General features: G+C 59.3%; 12 protein-coding genes. 3 read left to right on the top strand and 9 right to left on the bottom strand.

All coding sequences use genetic code 11. The features are described from left to right. The first annotated feature begins 19 nt into the window (after positions 1-19). Positions 20-1,168 (top strand): patatin-like phospholipase family protein, encoded by a 1,149-nt coding sequence (locus tag AB9N64_RS08885; RefSeq protein ID WP_019818596.1) that lies wholly within the window; start codon positions 20-22, stop codon positions 1,166-1,168. A gap of 108 nt (positions 1,169-1,276) precedes the next feature. On the opposite strand, the gene AB9N64_RS08880 is transcribed toward AB9N64_RS08885, so the two are convergent. From AB9N64_RS08880 to puuE, 8 genes are all read right to left on the bottom strand, one after another. Beyond that, a complete protein-coding gene (locus AB9N64_RS08880; RefSeq protein WP_003192827.1) occupies positions 1,277-2,062 on the bottom strand; it encodes an outer membrane protein OmpK in 786 nt (261 codons plus the stop codon). Positions 2,063-2,085: 23 nt separating this feature from the next. After that, on the bottom strand, positions 2,086-2,454 hold the full coding sequence (locus AB9N64_RS08875; RefSeq protein ID WP_130175205.1) for a hypothetical protein: 369 nt from the start codon (positions 2,452-2,454) through the stop codon (positions 2,086-2,088). 44 nt (positions 2,455-2,498) lie between these two features. Further along, positions 2,499-3,842, bottom strand: a complete 1,344-nt coding sequence (locus AB9N64_RS08870) for a nucleobase:cation symporter-2 family protein (protein ID WP_014719296.1) — start codon at positions 3,840-3,842, stop codon at positions 2,499-2,501. A gap of 195 nt (positions 3,843-4,037) precedes the next feature. Then, a complete protein-coding gene (locus AB9N64_RS08865; RefSeq protein WP_003192825.1) occupies positions 4,038-5,321 on the bottom strand; it encodes a urate hydroxylase PuuD in 1,284 nt (427 codons plus the stop codon). Positions 5,322-5,372: 51 nt separating this feature from the next. Next, on the bottom strand, positions 5,373-5,876 hold the full coding sequence (locus tag AB9N64_RS08860) for an ureidoglycolate lyase (protein ID WP_014719295.1): 504 nt from the start codon (positions 5,874-5,876) through the stop codon (positions 5,373-5,375). A gap of 135 nt (positions 5,877-6,011) precedes the next feature. Then, positions 6,012-7,007 (bottom strand): allantoicase, encoded by a 996-nt coding sequence (alc, locus tag AB9N64_RS08855; protein WP_014719294.1) that lies wholly within the window; start codon positions 7,005-7,007, stop codon positions 6,012-6,014. 41 nt (positions 7,008-7,048) lie between these two features. Then, on the bottom strand, positions 7,049-7,564 hold the full coding sequence (gene uraD / locus AB9N64_RS08850; protein ID WP_371360190.1) for a 2-oxo-4-hydroxy-4-carboxy-5-ureidoimidazoline decarboxylase: 516 nt from the start codon (positions 7,562-7,564) through the stop codon (positions 7,049-7,051). Continuing rightward, on the bottom strand, positions 7,561-8,487 hold the full coding sequence (puuE, locus tag AB9N64_RS08845) for an allantoinase PuuE (RefSeq protein ID WP_014719292.1): 927 nt from the start codon (positions 8,485-8,487) through the stop codon (positions 7,561-7,563). The genes uraD and puuE overlap by 4 nt, the downstream gene beginning before the upstream one ends. A gap of 441 nt (positions 8,488-8,928) precedes the next feature. Between puuE and uraH the strand changes: the two genes are divergently transcribed. Both uraH and AB9N64_RS08835 read left to right on the top strand, forming a co-directional pair. Then, positions 8,929-9,282 (top strand): hydroxyisourate hydrolase, encoded by a 354-nt coding sequence (uraH, locus tag AB9N64_RS08840; RefSeq protein ID WP_014719291.1) that lies wholly within the window; start codon positions 8,929-8,931, stop codon positions 9,280-9,282. Positions 9,283-9,430: 148 nt separating this feature from the next. Continuing rightward, positions 9,431-14,716 (top strand): dermonecrotic toxin domain-containing protein, encoded by a 5,286-nt coding sequence (locus AB9N64_RS08835; RefSeq protein ID WP_371360188.1) that lies wholly within the window; start codon positions 9,431-9,433, stop codon positions 14,714-14,716. Here the strand turns inward: AB9N64_RS08835 and AB9N64_RS08830 are convergent. Continuing rightward, positions 14,700-15,338 carry a LysE family translocator gene (locus AB9N64_RS08830; protein WP_038451001.1) on the bottom strand — a complete coding sequence of 213 codons (639 nt, stop codon included), beginning with the start codon at positions 15,336-15,338 and terminating at the stop codon, positions 14,700-14,702. The genes AB9N64_RS08835 and AB9N64_RS08830 overlap by 17 nt on opposite strands. Positions 15,339-15,358: the final 20 nt, after the last annotated feature.

Raw genomic sequence — 15,358 nt, 5'->3', positions numbered from 1 at the left:
TCTCACATGGAGTGACGCAATGCGCCCAGCTGAACCGGTCACAGGCTTGATTCTTTCCGGCGGCGGGGCGCGAGCGGCGTATCAGGTGGGGGTGCTGGCGGCGGTTGCCGAATTGCTGCCTGCGGGGGCAGCGAATCCTTTTCCGGTGATCGTCGGCACCTCGGCTGGTGCGATCAATGCGGTGAGCCTGGCCAGCGGCGCCAGTGATTTTTCGGCAGCCATCCAACGGCTGACGGCCTTCTGGCAGGGCTTTCGCAGCCATCAGGTGCTGCGCAGTGACTGGCCGGGGGTGATGCGCCAGGCCAGTCGTTTCCTGATCCATAGCCTGTTGGGCCTGGGTAGCCAGGTGCCGGTGGCGTTGCTCAACAGTTCGCCACTGCGCGACTTGTTACAAGAGCGCTTGAACCTGGACGGCATCGACGAGGCTATCCGCCGCAAGCACTTGCAGGCTGTGGCGGTGACGGCCTTTGGCTATGAGTCCGGGCAAGCGGTGACCTTCTATCAGGGCGGCGGCACCATCGATGCCTGGTTGCGTCATCGGCGCATTGGGGTACCGACCCAACTGACGGTAGAGCACCTGCTGGCCAGTTCGGCGATCCCGCTGCTGTTTGCCCCGGTCAAGCTCGGTCAGGAGTATTTCGGCGACGGTGCGGTGCGCCAGTCCGCGCCCATCAGCCCGGCCTTGCACCTGGGCGCCAGTCGCGTGTTGGTGGTGGGGGTAAGCGGCAACCCACGGGGCAATGAACCTTCGGTGCAACGCGCCTACACCGGCCAGCAACCGACCCTGGCGCAAATCGGTGGGCATATGCTCAACAGCACGTTCATTGATAGCCTGGAAAGCGATATCGAGCTGCTGGAGCGCTTGAATCAGTTCAGCCGTGTGGTGCCTGTGGATGCGGCGGTGCAGGGCCTGGCGCCGGTAGAGGTGCTGGTGATTGCCCCCAGCCAGCCCATCGATGAAATCGCCGCACGACATCGCCAGGAGTTGCCGGCGGCGTTGCGTGTGTTTTTGCGCGGGCCGGGGGCGACCAAGACCAGCGGGGCAGGGGTGTTGAGTTATCTGTTGTTCGAGGCGGGGTATTGCAGCGAGTTGATCGAACTGGGGCGCAAGGATGCGCTGGCCAAGCGCGAAGAAATCACTCGTTTCCTCGGCCTGACGTCAAACTGAATGTGGGAGCTGGCTTGCCTGCGATAGCGGTATGCCAGCCAACACTGCTGGCACAGACACATCGCGATCGCAGGCAAGCCAGCTCCCACAGGGAACCGCGGTCAACCTTTAGAAGTGGTATTTGACCAGGAAGCTTGCTGTGTCCTGGGTTGTCTTGAAGGCGCCGCTGTCTTCAATCCCGTACTTGTTCTTCCAGTAGTCGTATTCAAAACCCACATACAACTGCTTGTCGCCCCAATGCAGCGCCTTGCCCAAGTCGTATTTGACCTGCGGGTTGAAGTGCAGGTTGGCGTGATAAGTGCCGCGGGCGTTCTTGTCGTTATCCACCACCCAGTCCATGAAACCGTCGATCAGCACGTCGGAATTACCCACGGGAATGGTGTACGACCAGACCGGAGTGATCTGCCACACGCCGTCACCCGGGCGATTGCCCTCGGTCTGGCGCTGGTAGAAGTTCAACTGGAAGTAGTCGAAACCGGGGATGTTCAAGTCGAACGCCGGACCCAGCAGGTAGGACTCGTTATCGCCCTCGCCGAACTCATAGGTGAAGGCCAGCAGCACGTCCTTGATCGGGCCGAACGACAGGTCCTTGTCCAGGATCTTGCCGAACGACAAACGCGGGCTGAACTCGCCGTAGTAAGTATTCGGGCCGACATTGCCGTCTTCCTTGCCGTTGTAAAAGATACGGTCGAGGAAGAAGAAGTTGTCGCCGTACTTCCATGCGTCGGCATGTTCGAAGGTGACGGTTTGCTGGATCTGCGGGTTGACGGTAAAGCTCTTGCCCCACAGATAAGTCAGGCTGTTGTTTTGCCACTGCAACAAGTCACCGGCTACGGCCTGGCCACCGGCCAACAGTGATCCAGCCAGCATCAGGCCTTTGAACATAGGTTTCATTCGGTTGCTCCCGAGTTAAAATTTTATGGTTTTTCTTCTACGCAGGCGCTCTGGTGTGGCGCCTTTTGGTTCGCTGCAAAAATCGTCTGTTCGGTCAGCTTTGATGCTTTTAGCAAGAGCTGCGCCAAGGTGTTGAAAAAGCCAAAAAATCCCCGTCGGCTGCAGCGGATGCAGTCGAATTCAGGGGACTTTTGTGCACTTTGGCAGCAAACATCAGGCCGGGATAAGTTGGCCTTGAGGTCAGCTTTTACATTCGCTGTTTTTTTTTGAGTCGATTCGAGCGGGCGCGGAGAATACTGGCTCCCAGGCCTGGGCTCAAGTGCGCTGTAACAGAGCGCGAGGGGCAAGAATGGGGCGCGGCGTGTGGCCGGCCCCATGTCAAGGTTGTGCATGTGGGGGTTCCCTGTTTGTTGTTATTTTTGTACTAACAAAGGAATCAATGCGTATGTGCGACTTCGGGGCGCTCAGCGCCGCCGAGGATGTTGAACAGGATGTTCAGCGATAGCGCGCTGAGGGTGGCCATGGCAATGCCGCTGTGGGTAATCGGGCTCATCCACAACGGCAGCTGTGCGAAGAACTCCGGACGTACCACGGGGATCAGGCCCATGCCGATGCTCACCGCCACCAGCAACTGGTTACGGCGGTCGGCGATGTCGGCTTCCTGCAGAATCTTGATCCCGGTTGCCGCCACCATCCCGAACATCGCAATCGCCGCGCCGCCGAGTACCGCAGGTGGAATCGATGCCACCAGATAGGCCGCCTTGGGTAACAGGCTGAGCACGATCAAGAACGCGCCGGCCATGAGCGTGACCGAGCGGCAGCGCACGCCGGTCATCTGCACCAGGCCGATATTCTGCGCGAAGGAGGAGTGGGTAAAGGTGTTGAAGAAGCCGGCAAAGAACGACGCGCCGGCATCACACAACAGGCCGCGTCGCAGCATCTTCGGCGTGACCTCCTGGCCGGTGATCTTGCCCAGGGCGAGGAACATGCCGGTGGACTCGACAAAAATGATCACCACCACCAGGCACATCGACAGGATCGGTGCCAACTCGAACGTGGGCATGCCAAAGTGCAACGGCGTCACCACCTGCACCCACGGCGCCTGGGCCAGGCCACTGAGGTCGACCATGCCGATCACACCACACAGGGCGTAACCCAGGCCCATGCCGATCAGCACCGAGATGTTCACCCAGAAGCCGCGCATGAAGCGGTTGATCAGCAAGATAGTGCCCAGCACCAGGGCGGCAATCGCCAGGTAGACCGGCGAGCCAAACGTGGCGGCGGCGCTGCCCCCGCCGGCCCAGTTCACCGCCACGGGAAACAGCGAAAGGCCGATGGCGGTGATCACCGTGCCGGTCACCAGCGGCGGGAAAAAGCGCACTACCTTGGACATGAACGGTGCGATAAGCATGCCGAAGAACCCGGCGGCGATGGTCGCGCCGAAGATGCCCTGCAAACCGATGCCGGGCATGCCGGCCATGGCGACCATGCTGCCCACGGCGGCGAAACTGGCGCCCATCATCACCGGCATGCGGATGCCCATGGGGCCGATGCCGAACGACTGCACCATGGTGGCGATACCAGCCACCAGCAGGTCGGCGTTGATCAGAAAGGCGATTTCTTCACGGCTCAAGCCGGCGGCCTGGCCAATGATCAGGGGCACGGCGACGGCACCGCCGTACATCAGCAAGACGTGTTGCAGGCCTACCAGGATCAATTGCAAGAGGGGCAGCCGCACCATGGCGGGCGCGGCAGGAGTCTGCGTTTCTAACTGGGACATGCAACACCTCGAATCTTTTTATTTTTGTGTTGTTTGGCATTCAATTGCCGGATGAAACTTAATCTTCAAACCATCACTGATCTCCCTTGTGGGAGCTGGCTTGCCTGCGATGGCGGTGTGTCAGTCACCGAAAATGTTGGTGATCTGCCGCTATCGCAGGCAAGCCAGCTCCCACATTGGTCCTGTGTGAAACAGTCAGTTGGTGCGGGCCCCCTGATTGATCCAGGTGCCAATCAAATCCCTTTCCTGCTGGGTCATCTGGGTAATGTTGCCCAGCGGCATGATCTGGCTGGCCACGGCCTGCGCTTGAATGCGCGCCGCCTGCTGCTGGATCTGTGCCGGTGTGTCGAACATCACCCCAGCCGGTGCGGTGCTGAACAGCGGGCTGGTGGGCTTGGCCGAGTGGCACACGGTGCAGCGTTGCTCGATCACGTGGTGCACCTGACCGAAGTCCGTGGTGGCCTGGGCTGGTGCCGGTTCAGCGGCGGGTGCGGCAGGCGCGGCGGGTTTCAAGCCACCGCCCAAGGCGGTTTCCGGCAGCGGCTGATACTCAATCGCCGCCGGTGCCTTGGCAATCGGTTCAGCCGGCTTGGGCCCGGTCACGTAGGCCAGGCTGATCATTGCCAACGCGCCCACCGGCAAGGTCCACGCATACTTCTGGCTGTCATGCCGGGTGTTGAAGTAATGGCGCACCAACACTGCTGCCACCGCGATCCCGGCCAGGATCAGCCAGTTGTATTGGCTGCCATAGGTGCTCGGGAAGTGGTTGCTGATCATGATGAACAGCACCGGCAAGGTGAAGTAGTTGTTATGCCGTGAGCGCAGCAAACCCTTGGCCGGCAGCGCCGGGTCCGGTGTGCGGTTCTCGGCGATGGCCGCCACCAGCGCACGCTGGGCGGGCATGATGATGCGGAACACGTTACCGACCATGATCGTGCCGATCACCGCGCCCACATGCAGGTAGGCGCCACGGCCGCTGAACACCTTGCTGAAGCCGTAGGCCGCCGCAATCAACAGCACAAACAGGATCAAGCCGAGCAGGGCAGGGCGTTTGCCCAGGGCCGAATCGCACAGGAAGGAGTAGATAAACCAGCCGGCGAACAGTGAACCGATGCCCAGCAATACGCCTTCGGTGCCGCTGAGGCTGCTGCCGGGGGCGAGCAAGTACAGCGTCGGGTTGAGGTAGAACACCACGCACAGCAGCGCGACGCCTGACATCCAGGTGAAATAGGCTTCCCATTTGAACCAGTGCAGGTTGTCCGGCATGGTCGGCGGGGCCAGTTTGTATTTTTCCAGGTGGTAGATACCGCCACCGTGGATCGCCCACAAGTCACCGGCCAGGCCGTTCTTGGGGTTGACGCGATTAAGGTTGTTTTCCAGCCAGACGAAGTAGAAAGAAGCGCCGATCCAGGCGACGCCAGTGATCATGTGAACCCAGCGCACGCTCAGGTTCAGCCATTCCAACAGATGTGCTTCCACAGTCTTTACCTCTCGCCTGTCACCCTTGTTGTCGGGTGATCAGACCTTCTCTTATTGGTGGGGGGCGAGGATCAAACGCTCATCCTCTTTGAAAAAATGCTCATCGCAGTTATTGCCTGTGCCACTGCGATCAACCACCAGGAAGTCATCCCGCTTTTCGATCGTCAGCACCGGGTGGTGCCAGACGCCGCGATGGTAATTAATGCCCTGCCTGCCGTTGGTGACGAAGGCGCGGACCAAGCCCGATACAGGTTCATCGCCAAGTGGCGCGACCACGATCAGAAAGGGGTTGCCGAGCAGCGGAATGAAAGCCTGGCTGCCCAGCGGGTGTCTCTCCAGCATGCACACGGTCAGCGGCATGTCCTGCGCGTCGGCGCGGAAGATGCTGATGATGGCGTGGTCTTCCGGCTTCGCGGTGTCGACCGTGGCCAGTTTGTGAAAGCGCATGGTCGACCCGTTGTTGATCATGAAGTGATCGCTGCCATCGGTTTCGATAACGTCTCCGAAAGGGGCGAAGGCTTCTTTGGTCAGGGGTTCGATCATCAGTGTGCGCATGGCTGTCTTCTTATCTTGTCTATAGATCGTTCCCACGCTCTGCGTGGGAACGCTGCCCTGGACGCTCTGCGTCCGCTGTGTGACGCGGAGCGTCACGGGATGCGTCCCCACGCAGAGCGTGGGGACGATCGGGTGTTATTTCGAGACTTTGCCCAGGACACGCAGGCGACTCACACCACCATCCGGGAACACATTCAGGCGGATGTGGGTAATCGGCCCCAGCGCCTTGATCTGCTCGGCGAAGGTGTGTTCGGCGTGCATTTCCAGCTTCTGCGCCGGCAGCAGTTCGCGCCAGAACAGCGACTGGGTTTCGATCTGGCTGTCGGTGCCGCCTTTCACGAAAGCGCCCTGGATCGAGCAGGTATCCGGGTAGTTGCCCTTGAAGTGCAGGGTGTCGACCACGATTTTCTCGATCTCGCCCGGGTGGCCCAGGGCGACGATCACCCAGTCATTGCCTGGCGTGCGACGACGTGCGGTTTCCCAGCCATCGCCCATGTTGATGCCGCGGCCCGGGTTGAGGATGTTGCTCATGCGGCCGAAGTGTTCATCGGAGCAGGCCAGGGCACGGCCGCCATTGAGCGCGGCAGCCAGGTCGACCTGTTCGTTGTCGCCCACCGAAGACCAGTCGCGGAACGGCACGCCGTACACACGCAGACGGGCCACGCCGCCATCCGGGTAGATGTTGAAGCGCAGGTGGCTGAACGCCTGGTCGTTGTTGATCTCATGGTAGTGGTGGCTGTTGCCTTGCAGCTCGACGGCTGACAGCACTTCCACCCACTGAGTGTTGGCATCCGGCTCGCCCGAGGCCAGGAAGCAGGCTTCCAGGGAAGCCGACGGCGGGAAGTTGCCGGTGAAGAATGAAGTGTCGATGTCCACGCCCTTGATCGAACCCGGCACGCCCAGGCGGATCACCGCGCTGTCGTAGCCTTCGAAGCGCTTGCGGCGTGACTCCCAGCCGTCCATCCACTTGCCGTTGTCATCGAAAACGCCCTCCTTCCACACGGCCGGGGTCGGCTGGAACAGGCGGTTGGCGTCAGCGAACCAGTCATCGGTCACCGAGATGATCTTGGTGCCCAGGCGGGCGTCGGCCAGGTTGACGAACTTTTCGAAAGGTACGGCGTAAGCTTTCATTCTTCTTGTCTGCCTTAGATAGAGTGGCTGGGGATGGACTGCTAGAGGGTCAGTAAACGGAACAACGCGATCTTGTTGATCTCGTCCAGCGCGCACTTGAACTCGGTGTCTGCCGAATTGTGGATGCGCGTTTCGAACGCGGCGAGGATCTGATGCCGGTTGCTGCCTTTTACCGCCATGATGAAGGGAAACTTGAACTTGGCTTTGTAGGCCTCGTTCAGCTCGGTGAAGCGAGAAAACTCTTCGGCCGTGCATTGGTGAATACCCGCGCCCGCTTGTTCATCGGTGCTGGCTTGGGTCAGTTGGCCCTGGACGGCAGCTTTTCCGGCCAGGTCCGGGTGAGCATTGATCAGCGCCAGTTGCGCGGCGTGATCAGCACTCAACAGGATATCGCTCATGCGCTGGTGCAGGGTTTCGATCTGGTCGATCGACGCGTCCTGGCCCAGGTCGAAGGCCTTTTCGGCCACCCATGGCGAGTGTTCGTAGATATCGGCAAAGGCCTGGACGAAGGCGTCGCGGCTCAAGGTCGAAGGTTTCAGGGTCTGGAACGCAGTCATTTCGCCGCTCCCGGGAAAGGGTGGGTTTGGTGCCAGTGACGGGCGATGTCCACGCGGCGGGTGAACCACACCTGGTCATGGCCTTTGACGTATTCAATGAAGCGCTTGAGCGAGGCCAGGCGTGCCGGGCGGCCGATCAGGCGGCAATGCAGGCCGATGGACAGCATCTTTGGCGCTTCGGCACCTTCGGCATACAGCACGTCGAAGGCGTCCTTGAGGTATTCGAAAAAGTCGTCGCCCTTGTTGAAGCCCTGCACCTGGGTGAAGCGCATGTCGTTGGTGTCCAGGGTATAGGGGATCACCAGGTGCGGCTTGCCGTTGGGGGTGTTGGGTTCCCAGTAGGGCAGGTCGTCGTCGTAGGTGTCGCAGTCGTACAGAAAGCCACCTTCCTCCATCACCAGGCGACGGGTGTTGGGGCCGGTGCGGCCGGTGTACCAGCCCAGTGGGCGTTCACCGGTGAGTTCGGTGAGGATGCGGATGGCTTCGAGCATGTGCTCGCGCTCCTGAGCCTCGTCCATGTACTGGTAGTCGATCCAGCGGTAGCCGTGGCTGCAAATCTCGTGGCCGGCGGCGACCATGGCGCGGATCACGTCCGGATGCCGCTGGGCGGCCATGGCCACGGCGAAGATGGTCAGCGGGATGTCGAACTCTTTGAACAACTTGAGGATGCGCCACACACCGGCACGGCTGCCGTACTCATACAGCGACTCCATGCTCATGTTGCGCTCGCCTTGCAGCGGTTGGGCCGAGACCATTTCCGAAAGGAAGGCTTCGGACTCTTTGTCGCCATGCAGGATATTGCGCTCGCCGCCTTCTTCGTAGTTGAGTACGAACGACAGCGCAATGCGTGCCTTGCCCGGCCAGTGGGGGTGAGGAGGGTTACTGCCGTAACCGATCAGGTCGCGTGGGTAGTCAGCGCTCACTGCAGTCTTCCTTCTTGTTCGTGGTAGCAGGTGTGTGTGGCGTCCGGGCAGTGGAATGACTGAGTGGCGTCACAGCGATGAGTGATTGTATACAACTTATCGCGAACTTTGTAAGCCTGCATTTCTGCATTTTTTCTGAACGGGCTCTCTACGGGTCTCTGCAAGAAACTTGCCTGAATGGTCAGATTAAAATGAAAAAGCCCACTGTAGGAGCGAGCTTGCTCGCGAAAAACCCGAGCGCGCCACTTTTCATCCTGGAAGCCCGCGTCATCGTTGACGTTTTTCGCGAGCAAGCTCGCTCCTACAGGGGATTGGAAGGCTGTGGAATTTATTGTGTACAATTTTTATAAAAAGTGTCTTAATCAGTCATCGCCGGCTTTTTCAACGCTCTGAAAAGGTGCGGGTTTCTCAATCACTGACTTCCGGAGGCGCATAGAAGCCATGGGACGTTTGACCACACACGTTTTGGACGCTGCACACGGCTGCCCTGGCAGCGCAATCAAGGTTGAGCTCTACCGTGTCGAAGGCACGCAGCTTGAGCTCGTCGCTACCGCCACTACCAACGGAGACGGTCGTTGCGACGCGCCGCTGCTGCAAGGCGACGACTACCGCAGCGGCGTGTACCAACTGCAGTTCAGCGCCGGTGATTACTACCGTGCCCGCGGTGTGCAATTGCCTGAACCTGCCTTCCTCGACGTGGTGGTGTTGCGCTTTGGTATCAGTGCCGAGCAAGACCACTACCACGTGCCTCTGCTGATTTCGCCTTACAGCTACTCCACTTATCGCGGTAGCTGAGTCGTCACCTCGCTTCACACCCCCAAATGCTCTTCGTTGGTTTCGCCCGCGCACACTGCGGGCTTTTTTTCGCTCAACTATCTAGCCCCTCTTGCTCATTGATGGGCCCTAGGCTGGTTTTTCCTCAGTGCATAGAGAAGAAAACACCATGACCTTGCCCCCTGATCAGCTCGGCGTTACAGCGCCCTCCAGTGACCCTGACGACACCCTTGAGGAGGACGCGCCGCCCTTTTTCGTCGATGCCGATTTACAGGCCCTACGCACTCCGTTGCGAGAACGGATCAACGCCTATCCCCATCCCAGCCGCCTGATCAATCAGATCGGGCTGGCCGACGCGAGATGCCGCGAGTCGACACGGGCGCTCACACGCCTGATAGGGCGCTCACCCAGGATCTTGAAGGTGATCCGCGCCCAGTTGCAGAAGGCGTTCGAGATTGACCCGGACAGTCTGCTCTTCACCGAACCCATGCCTCCGCGTTTACCGCAGAAAGTCGACACCTTGACTGATCGTGCGTTGTTGCTGCTGGTCCGCCCTTCGGTGCCTTTCAATATCAATCAATACACCCTCCTCAGCGTCAAGGGCGCGCCTGACCGTCGGTTGCCCTATACACCGCTGGAAGCGTTGCGGCGGGTTATCGCGTTGGGGCTGTTTGAGCGGTTGGGTCGCGCAGCCAATGAATATTGGGACGCGCTGGAGTACGGCTCCTGGCTCACACGCCGGGAGCGTTGGATCGAGCTGCACCAGGCGCTTTTTGCTGACCGGGCCTTTATTGCCAGGCAACTGAACGAGCTATCACGGGCTGGATTGGCCATGGTTCAGGCCGTGATCGATGCACCAACCGCTGAAGCACGTCTGCGTGCGGGCGGACAGTGGGCCGATGTGCGAGTAGGCCCGTTGATGTGGCCGGGTAACCCTGCGGTGGCTATTGCGGGCGCGTTGCATTTCTATCGTGAGGGCGATCCCGATGATGTGCCTCATGTTGTCTATTTACCGGGTGTGGCTCGCAATTTTTACGAGTACCCGTCTTTCGTCGCCCTGGCGTGCGGCGTGCAGGCGCTGGGCAGGACTCGTCTACACGAGCTCTGGCAATGTTTGCCATTAAGTCGTCGCTCTGTGTTGCTTCCACCTGCAACGTTCTCCTCGGTATCCACTGTCTCTCGAGGCGTGGAGCTTATGGAGGATGCGCTGGCGTCAAGCGCGCAGGCGTTGTTGGAAGGGCAATGGGCCAATGAATTGGCGTGTACGGTAAAAAGCAACCACGCACATGTGTTTGCCGCCGGAACGTCACAGCCTCTGGAGTCAGCAGTTGTTCTCGCACGAGTGGAGCGTAACCGGCAGCAGTTGATTGGCGGGGCCCGACTTGGCCCGCTTCGAGAGCAGTTGCTCAAATGGGACCAGCAACGACGACACGCCGAAATAATCTTTGGCAGCACTGCGCCAGGCTTGGCCGAATACACCGTAGAACACCGGATCAAACGCTACGAAAAAGGGCTGGTTGCGTTGCTCGATCCCGATGATTTGAGTAACGATACGCCCGCATACCAGGCATTTGTATCGCTGGTATCCCAGCTCAACGCCCATGCCCAAACGATGGACAGGTGGGTGCAGGATGCCCAGCAACGGCTGTTCGAGGTGGCATTTTGGGCTGAGCGCCCTGGTGGAAAGGGTACGCTCAGGCGCGGCACGTTGTTTCTTGACGCCCAGACTGAGGCGCTACGCTGTGAGGTGCAATTGCAGCATCGACTCAAGTTGATAAGCACCGCGCATCGGGACCTGATCATCGAAGTGCTCGATCAGCCTTTGCCGTCAAAACGTCCAGACAGTCAAACCCGAGTGCTGTCAATTGCGATTGGCAATGACCCTGATGCCTTCTATCCGCTCCATAACATGTGGGTGGTGACTACGGCGGCGGCGGTACGGGTGCCGCGGCGCCAGCATGCGGTAGTCCTGTGCGGTTTCGGAGCGGAAGGTGGGGTGCAGGGGTTTTCCGGACTGGACGCCCTGACCCGAAGTATCAAAGCCAGCCTTGATAGTTGGGATCGCAGCGCGCTGTGGGACTATGTCGAGCACGACAAGCGTAACGACTTGCGCTCACACTCGGCGCGTGGAACGCTGGCTGTGCGCTACGTACCGATTAATGGCAAGCCCGCCCTGGCTGCGATCAAGACATTGCTTGGGTGTTATCAGCGCCTGCACAACAGCACAGAAGACATCACGCGCATATTCAACGGCGTGAAAGATGCGCAAATAAGTCGCGCCTTGCTGCTGGCAGAACTGCAAGAGCAGCTCAAGGCACCTGTCAGTGACGCCCAGAGCCGCGCCCAGGCCAATGTCGAGTTGTTGCGCAAAACCGCACTGCAAGCGAAGAAACTGCCAGCTTGGCTGGAGCACGCATCCCGTTACCAGCGTAAGAAGTTCAGGCGATCGCAGCGCTTTTACCTGAGCAGTACTTTTGCATTCAAGACAAGGCTTGAAGACCAGTTGCCCGGTCTGGAAACCTTCGCTCGCCGTGCCCTGATCGATCGCTTGCGGTTGGACGGCATACCTGCGCAGTTTGATATCGACCAGCCCTTCATTGATATGCCCGATGATGTTCAAGGCAGTTATTGTGGATGGACAAGCGGTTGTGCCATTGGCGACCGCGCCATAAAACTTACCCCGACCCTGAAGCGCACCACCTACAGCCTGTTACAACTGGCGCAGCATAACCTGGACCCACTGGCGCCCTGGACGCAGTGGCGACTCAATCGCGCCCGCTATTTGCAACCTGAATGGAAAAATCAACTGAATGCCGCTTACTTGATCCGTACGATTTCCTCGCTGGATGTCGGCGGTCAGTACGACGCGTTGATCAACCAGGTTTTTTACCCGCCTGGCGATACCCTCCACACGCTCAGCAAAGGGCGCATTCCCGAGTTACTGAACCGGACGTTGCTTGCCGGCACTGAGCAACATCTGTTGTTGGCCACGCAACAAGGCTTGACGGCAACCGCGCAAAGTATCTTCACCACGGCGATGGCCGCACGAACGCCGCAAGACTTGTTGAAAAACCAACATGAGCTGCAACTGCATGTGCTTCATTTAGTGGGCCACACGATGCAGCATGACCGATATATCGCGGGCTTGGTGATCGTGCGAGACCTGCGGTCGGGGCATTGCGTGATCTATTGGCCGAATGCTTCGCCCGCGTTGGTTCTCACCGAGTACTGCAGTTTGCAACAAGCCCAGGATGCATTGAACCGCCTTGGCGCACGGCCTGAAAACACCCAGATGCTGGCGAGGCAGATCGCACCCGGCTGGGCATTTCAGGCAATTACCCATCACCCGGTCAGGGTCGATAGGCTCGGTGCTGCCGTCAGTTACCTGGACGCTATACCTGCGTTTGCCATGGTCAAAGGGATATGGCAAGCGGTTGAGTTTGTTCGCTCCTTCGGTATCAAGCACTTGGAGCCGACGGTGCTGCCGGATGAGGTTGAGCAGGTAATCCTTGAGCAGATTGCCAGTGAACCTGAGGCTTGGCTGGCAATTGTCCCCACGTCCCACAGTGATGCCCAGGCATTGCTTTACGACGCCCCGGTGCTGGAGTTGAAACGTCAGACCCAGGCAGCCAGCCATTCCGGCAAAGCGCTGGATGAGTATCGCACCCGTCGGCTGGGCGAGCAGGGCGAGACACGCAGGCGCCGGTTGATCGCTTTTTTCTCTCCGTTATTCGGGATGTTCAATGATGCCTACGAGTTGCTGCTTGTGGCGCGGCGCTTTCATCGCTATGGGGACCCTCATGATGCCGTTGACGTGGGTTTTATGAGTGCGTTTATGGCGGCTGACCTGCTGACAAACTTTATACCGGGGCCCAAGGGGCGCGGCAGTGCTGTGGCCAAGGTGACGCGTCCTGCGCCGAGGGCTTTACTGGCACGCATACACCGCATGCGCATGGCCGTGCGCGATAGCCTTGCGCGCGTGAAGGTGCCCGTTGTAACTCAGCTCAAGGTGTTCGACCGGTTCAAAATCAAGGCGATTGCTGACGACGCCGTGGCGCTGAAAGGCCCGGGCAAAAAGGGAATCCATGTCAAAAAGGGTGAGCTGTTTCTGACAGACGATACGCACCATTACCCGATTTACCAGCGCGAAAACGAACAGGTATTTCGACTCAAAAATACCCGGCAGCCGGGCGAAGACGAGTTGATCTTGCACATCGATCAGCCCGGTGAACGCTTGTTGGGCTCGGGCGACCCTCAACCGGGGCCCAGCTCGGGGGTGCTCAACCCCTGGCGCGTAGAAGTAGAGGCGCTACGGGATTGGTTCCCACCGACTGTGCGTTCTGCTACACAAAGCACCATTGTCCAGTCCTCAACGGTCGCCACCCACTGGTTCGATTGGCGTATCCGAGCCCAGGCCATTGAGCTGTCGGACTCATCGATACCTGGCGTTTTACGTGTGCAATCGACTCCTCAAGGAGCCTTCTACAATGCCATCTATATCGGCGCGAGGTATGACACACCGAGCGCTGGATCGGGAATCGGATATTACAGGCTACTGGACACGGGGGATCAGGCGCCATTGACCGACATTGCGTTTATTACCAGGGATACGCAGCAGGTTTCATTGGCTCGCACTGATATTGAGCGCTGGACAAGTACGGCAATCAACGATCAGCCCATTCCGGTATCACGCACTTCGGCGGGCGAGTGGCAGCTGCATGCGCCGCTGTTCGACAGGCCACTGGAGCGCTATGTGGGCAGTGCTTTTCCCACCCTCACAAATACAAGCCAAGCGCTGGCAGTCGCCAGGCTGATTGAGTTATCGGGGCCGCCACAACTGGCAACGGCCAGTCATTTACTGAATATTCGCGCCACGCTCGACAAGTGGTTGCTTGCTGTAAATGGCCGTGTTGGCCAGACGGATGATTTGCTACAGATGTTGCGGCCCAATGAGCGGCGCAAAGAAATGGTGTACATCGGTTACGATGGCAAGGCGCCAGGCTTCACGCGTGTTGACTTCACGCCGCCTCACCCGTTGGATCCGCGCCTTCAATTTGGTGTCACACCGGTCAGGACGCAGCGGCTCGAGGCAGAGCGCTCTGCCGTCAGAACCGTGCTGGAGCAGCAGGGCTTCGCCGTCCAGGATTTGTCTTTGCGGCGGCAGGGGACAACCGCTGGAGAATTCAGCCACGAATCAGTTGTGACGCATCGCCATTCGAACAAAATTTACTATGTCGCCTATCAATGGCTTGAGACGGGGCGAATGACATTGAGAACCAAGCTGACGGACAAGTGGATTCGGTTCGCAATTAAATTACACCCCGACTCTCTTCTATTGAAAGCGGTCGACAGCGCGCTGCAAGAACAGCGCTTGGTGCGGATCGTGGCGGGTATCCAATGGGCGACGAAGGGCAATCTGAACCCCAGCGTCTACTTCGTCAAATTGGCCCCCTAGCGTTGATGAGTGCCGCTGCTGCGGCGCCACCAAACAGTGCGGCACTGATCCGATTGAACCAGCTCTGGCCCGAGCCGCTGCGTAAATAGCGCGCAGCGCCATGGGCGCCCAAGCCGTAAGCCAACTTGCACAGCAGATCAAGCAGCGTCCAGGTGACGATCATGACCAGCAACTGCGGCAGGAACGGTTGCTGGCTGCTGAGAAATTGTGGCAGGAAGGCAGCGAAAAACAGGATGTCCTTGGGGTTGCTTGCGCCCAGTACAAAAGCCCGGCCAAACAATGCACGAAAGCGTGGTACTGGCGCAGCGTGCGGAACTTCAGCGCCTGCATTGGGCAGGCGCGATTGCTGCCAGCTCTGCCACGCCAGGTAGAACAGGTAGAGTGCGCCGACAATTTTGAGCGCGCTGAACAGTTGTTCGGACGCTAGCAGCAGCGCGCCCAGGCCCAGGGCCGAGGCGCTCAACAGGCAGATCGAGGCAAACACACCACCGAGAAACGCCGGGTACGAGCGGCGCAGGCCATAGTTAAGGCTGTTGCTGATCATCAGCAATGAGAGCGGGCCGGGGATCAGGATCACCACCAGCGCAGCGCCGCTGAACAACAGCCAGGTTTCCAAGGTCATTTACATTCCTCCCTTTCATG

This window comes from Pseudomonas sp. KT_2_4, assembly GCF_041410225.1.
Classification (GTDB): Bacteria; Pseudomonadota; Gammaproteobacteria; order Pseudomonadales; family Pseudomonadaceae; genus Aquipseudomonas; species Aquipseudomonas paracarnis.
The sequence above is the reverse complement of the archived record's forward strand: the minus strand, read 5'-3'. Positions and strand labels throughout refer to the sequence as shown.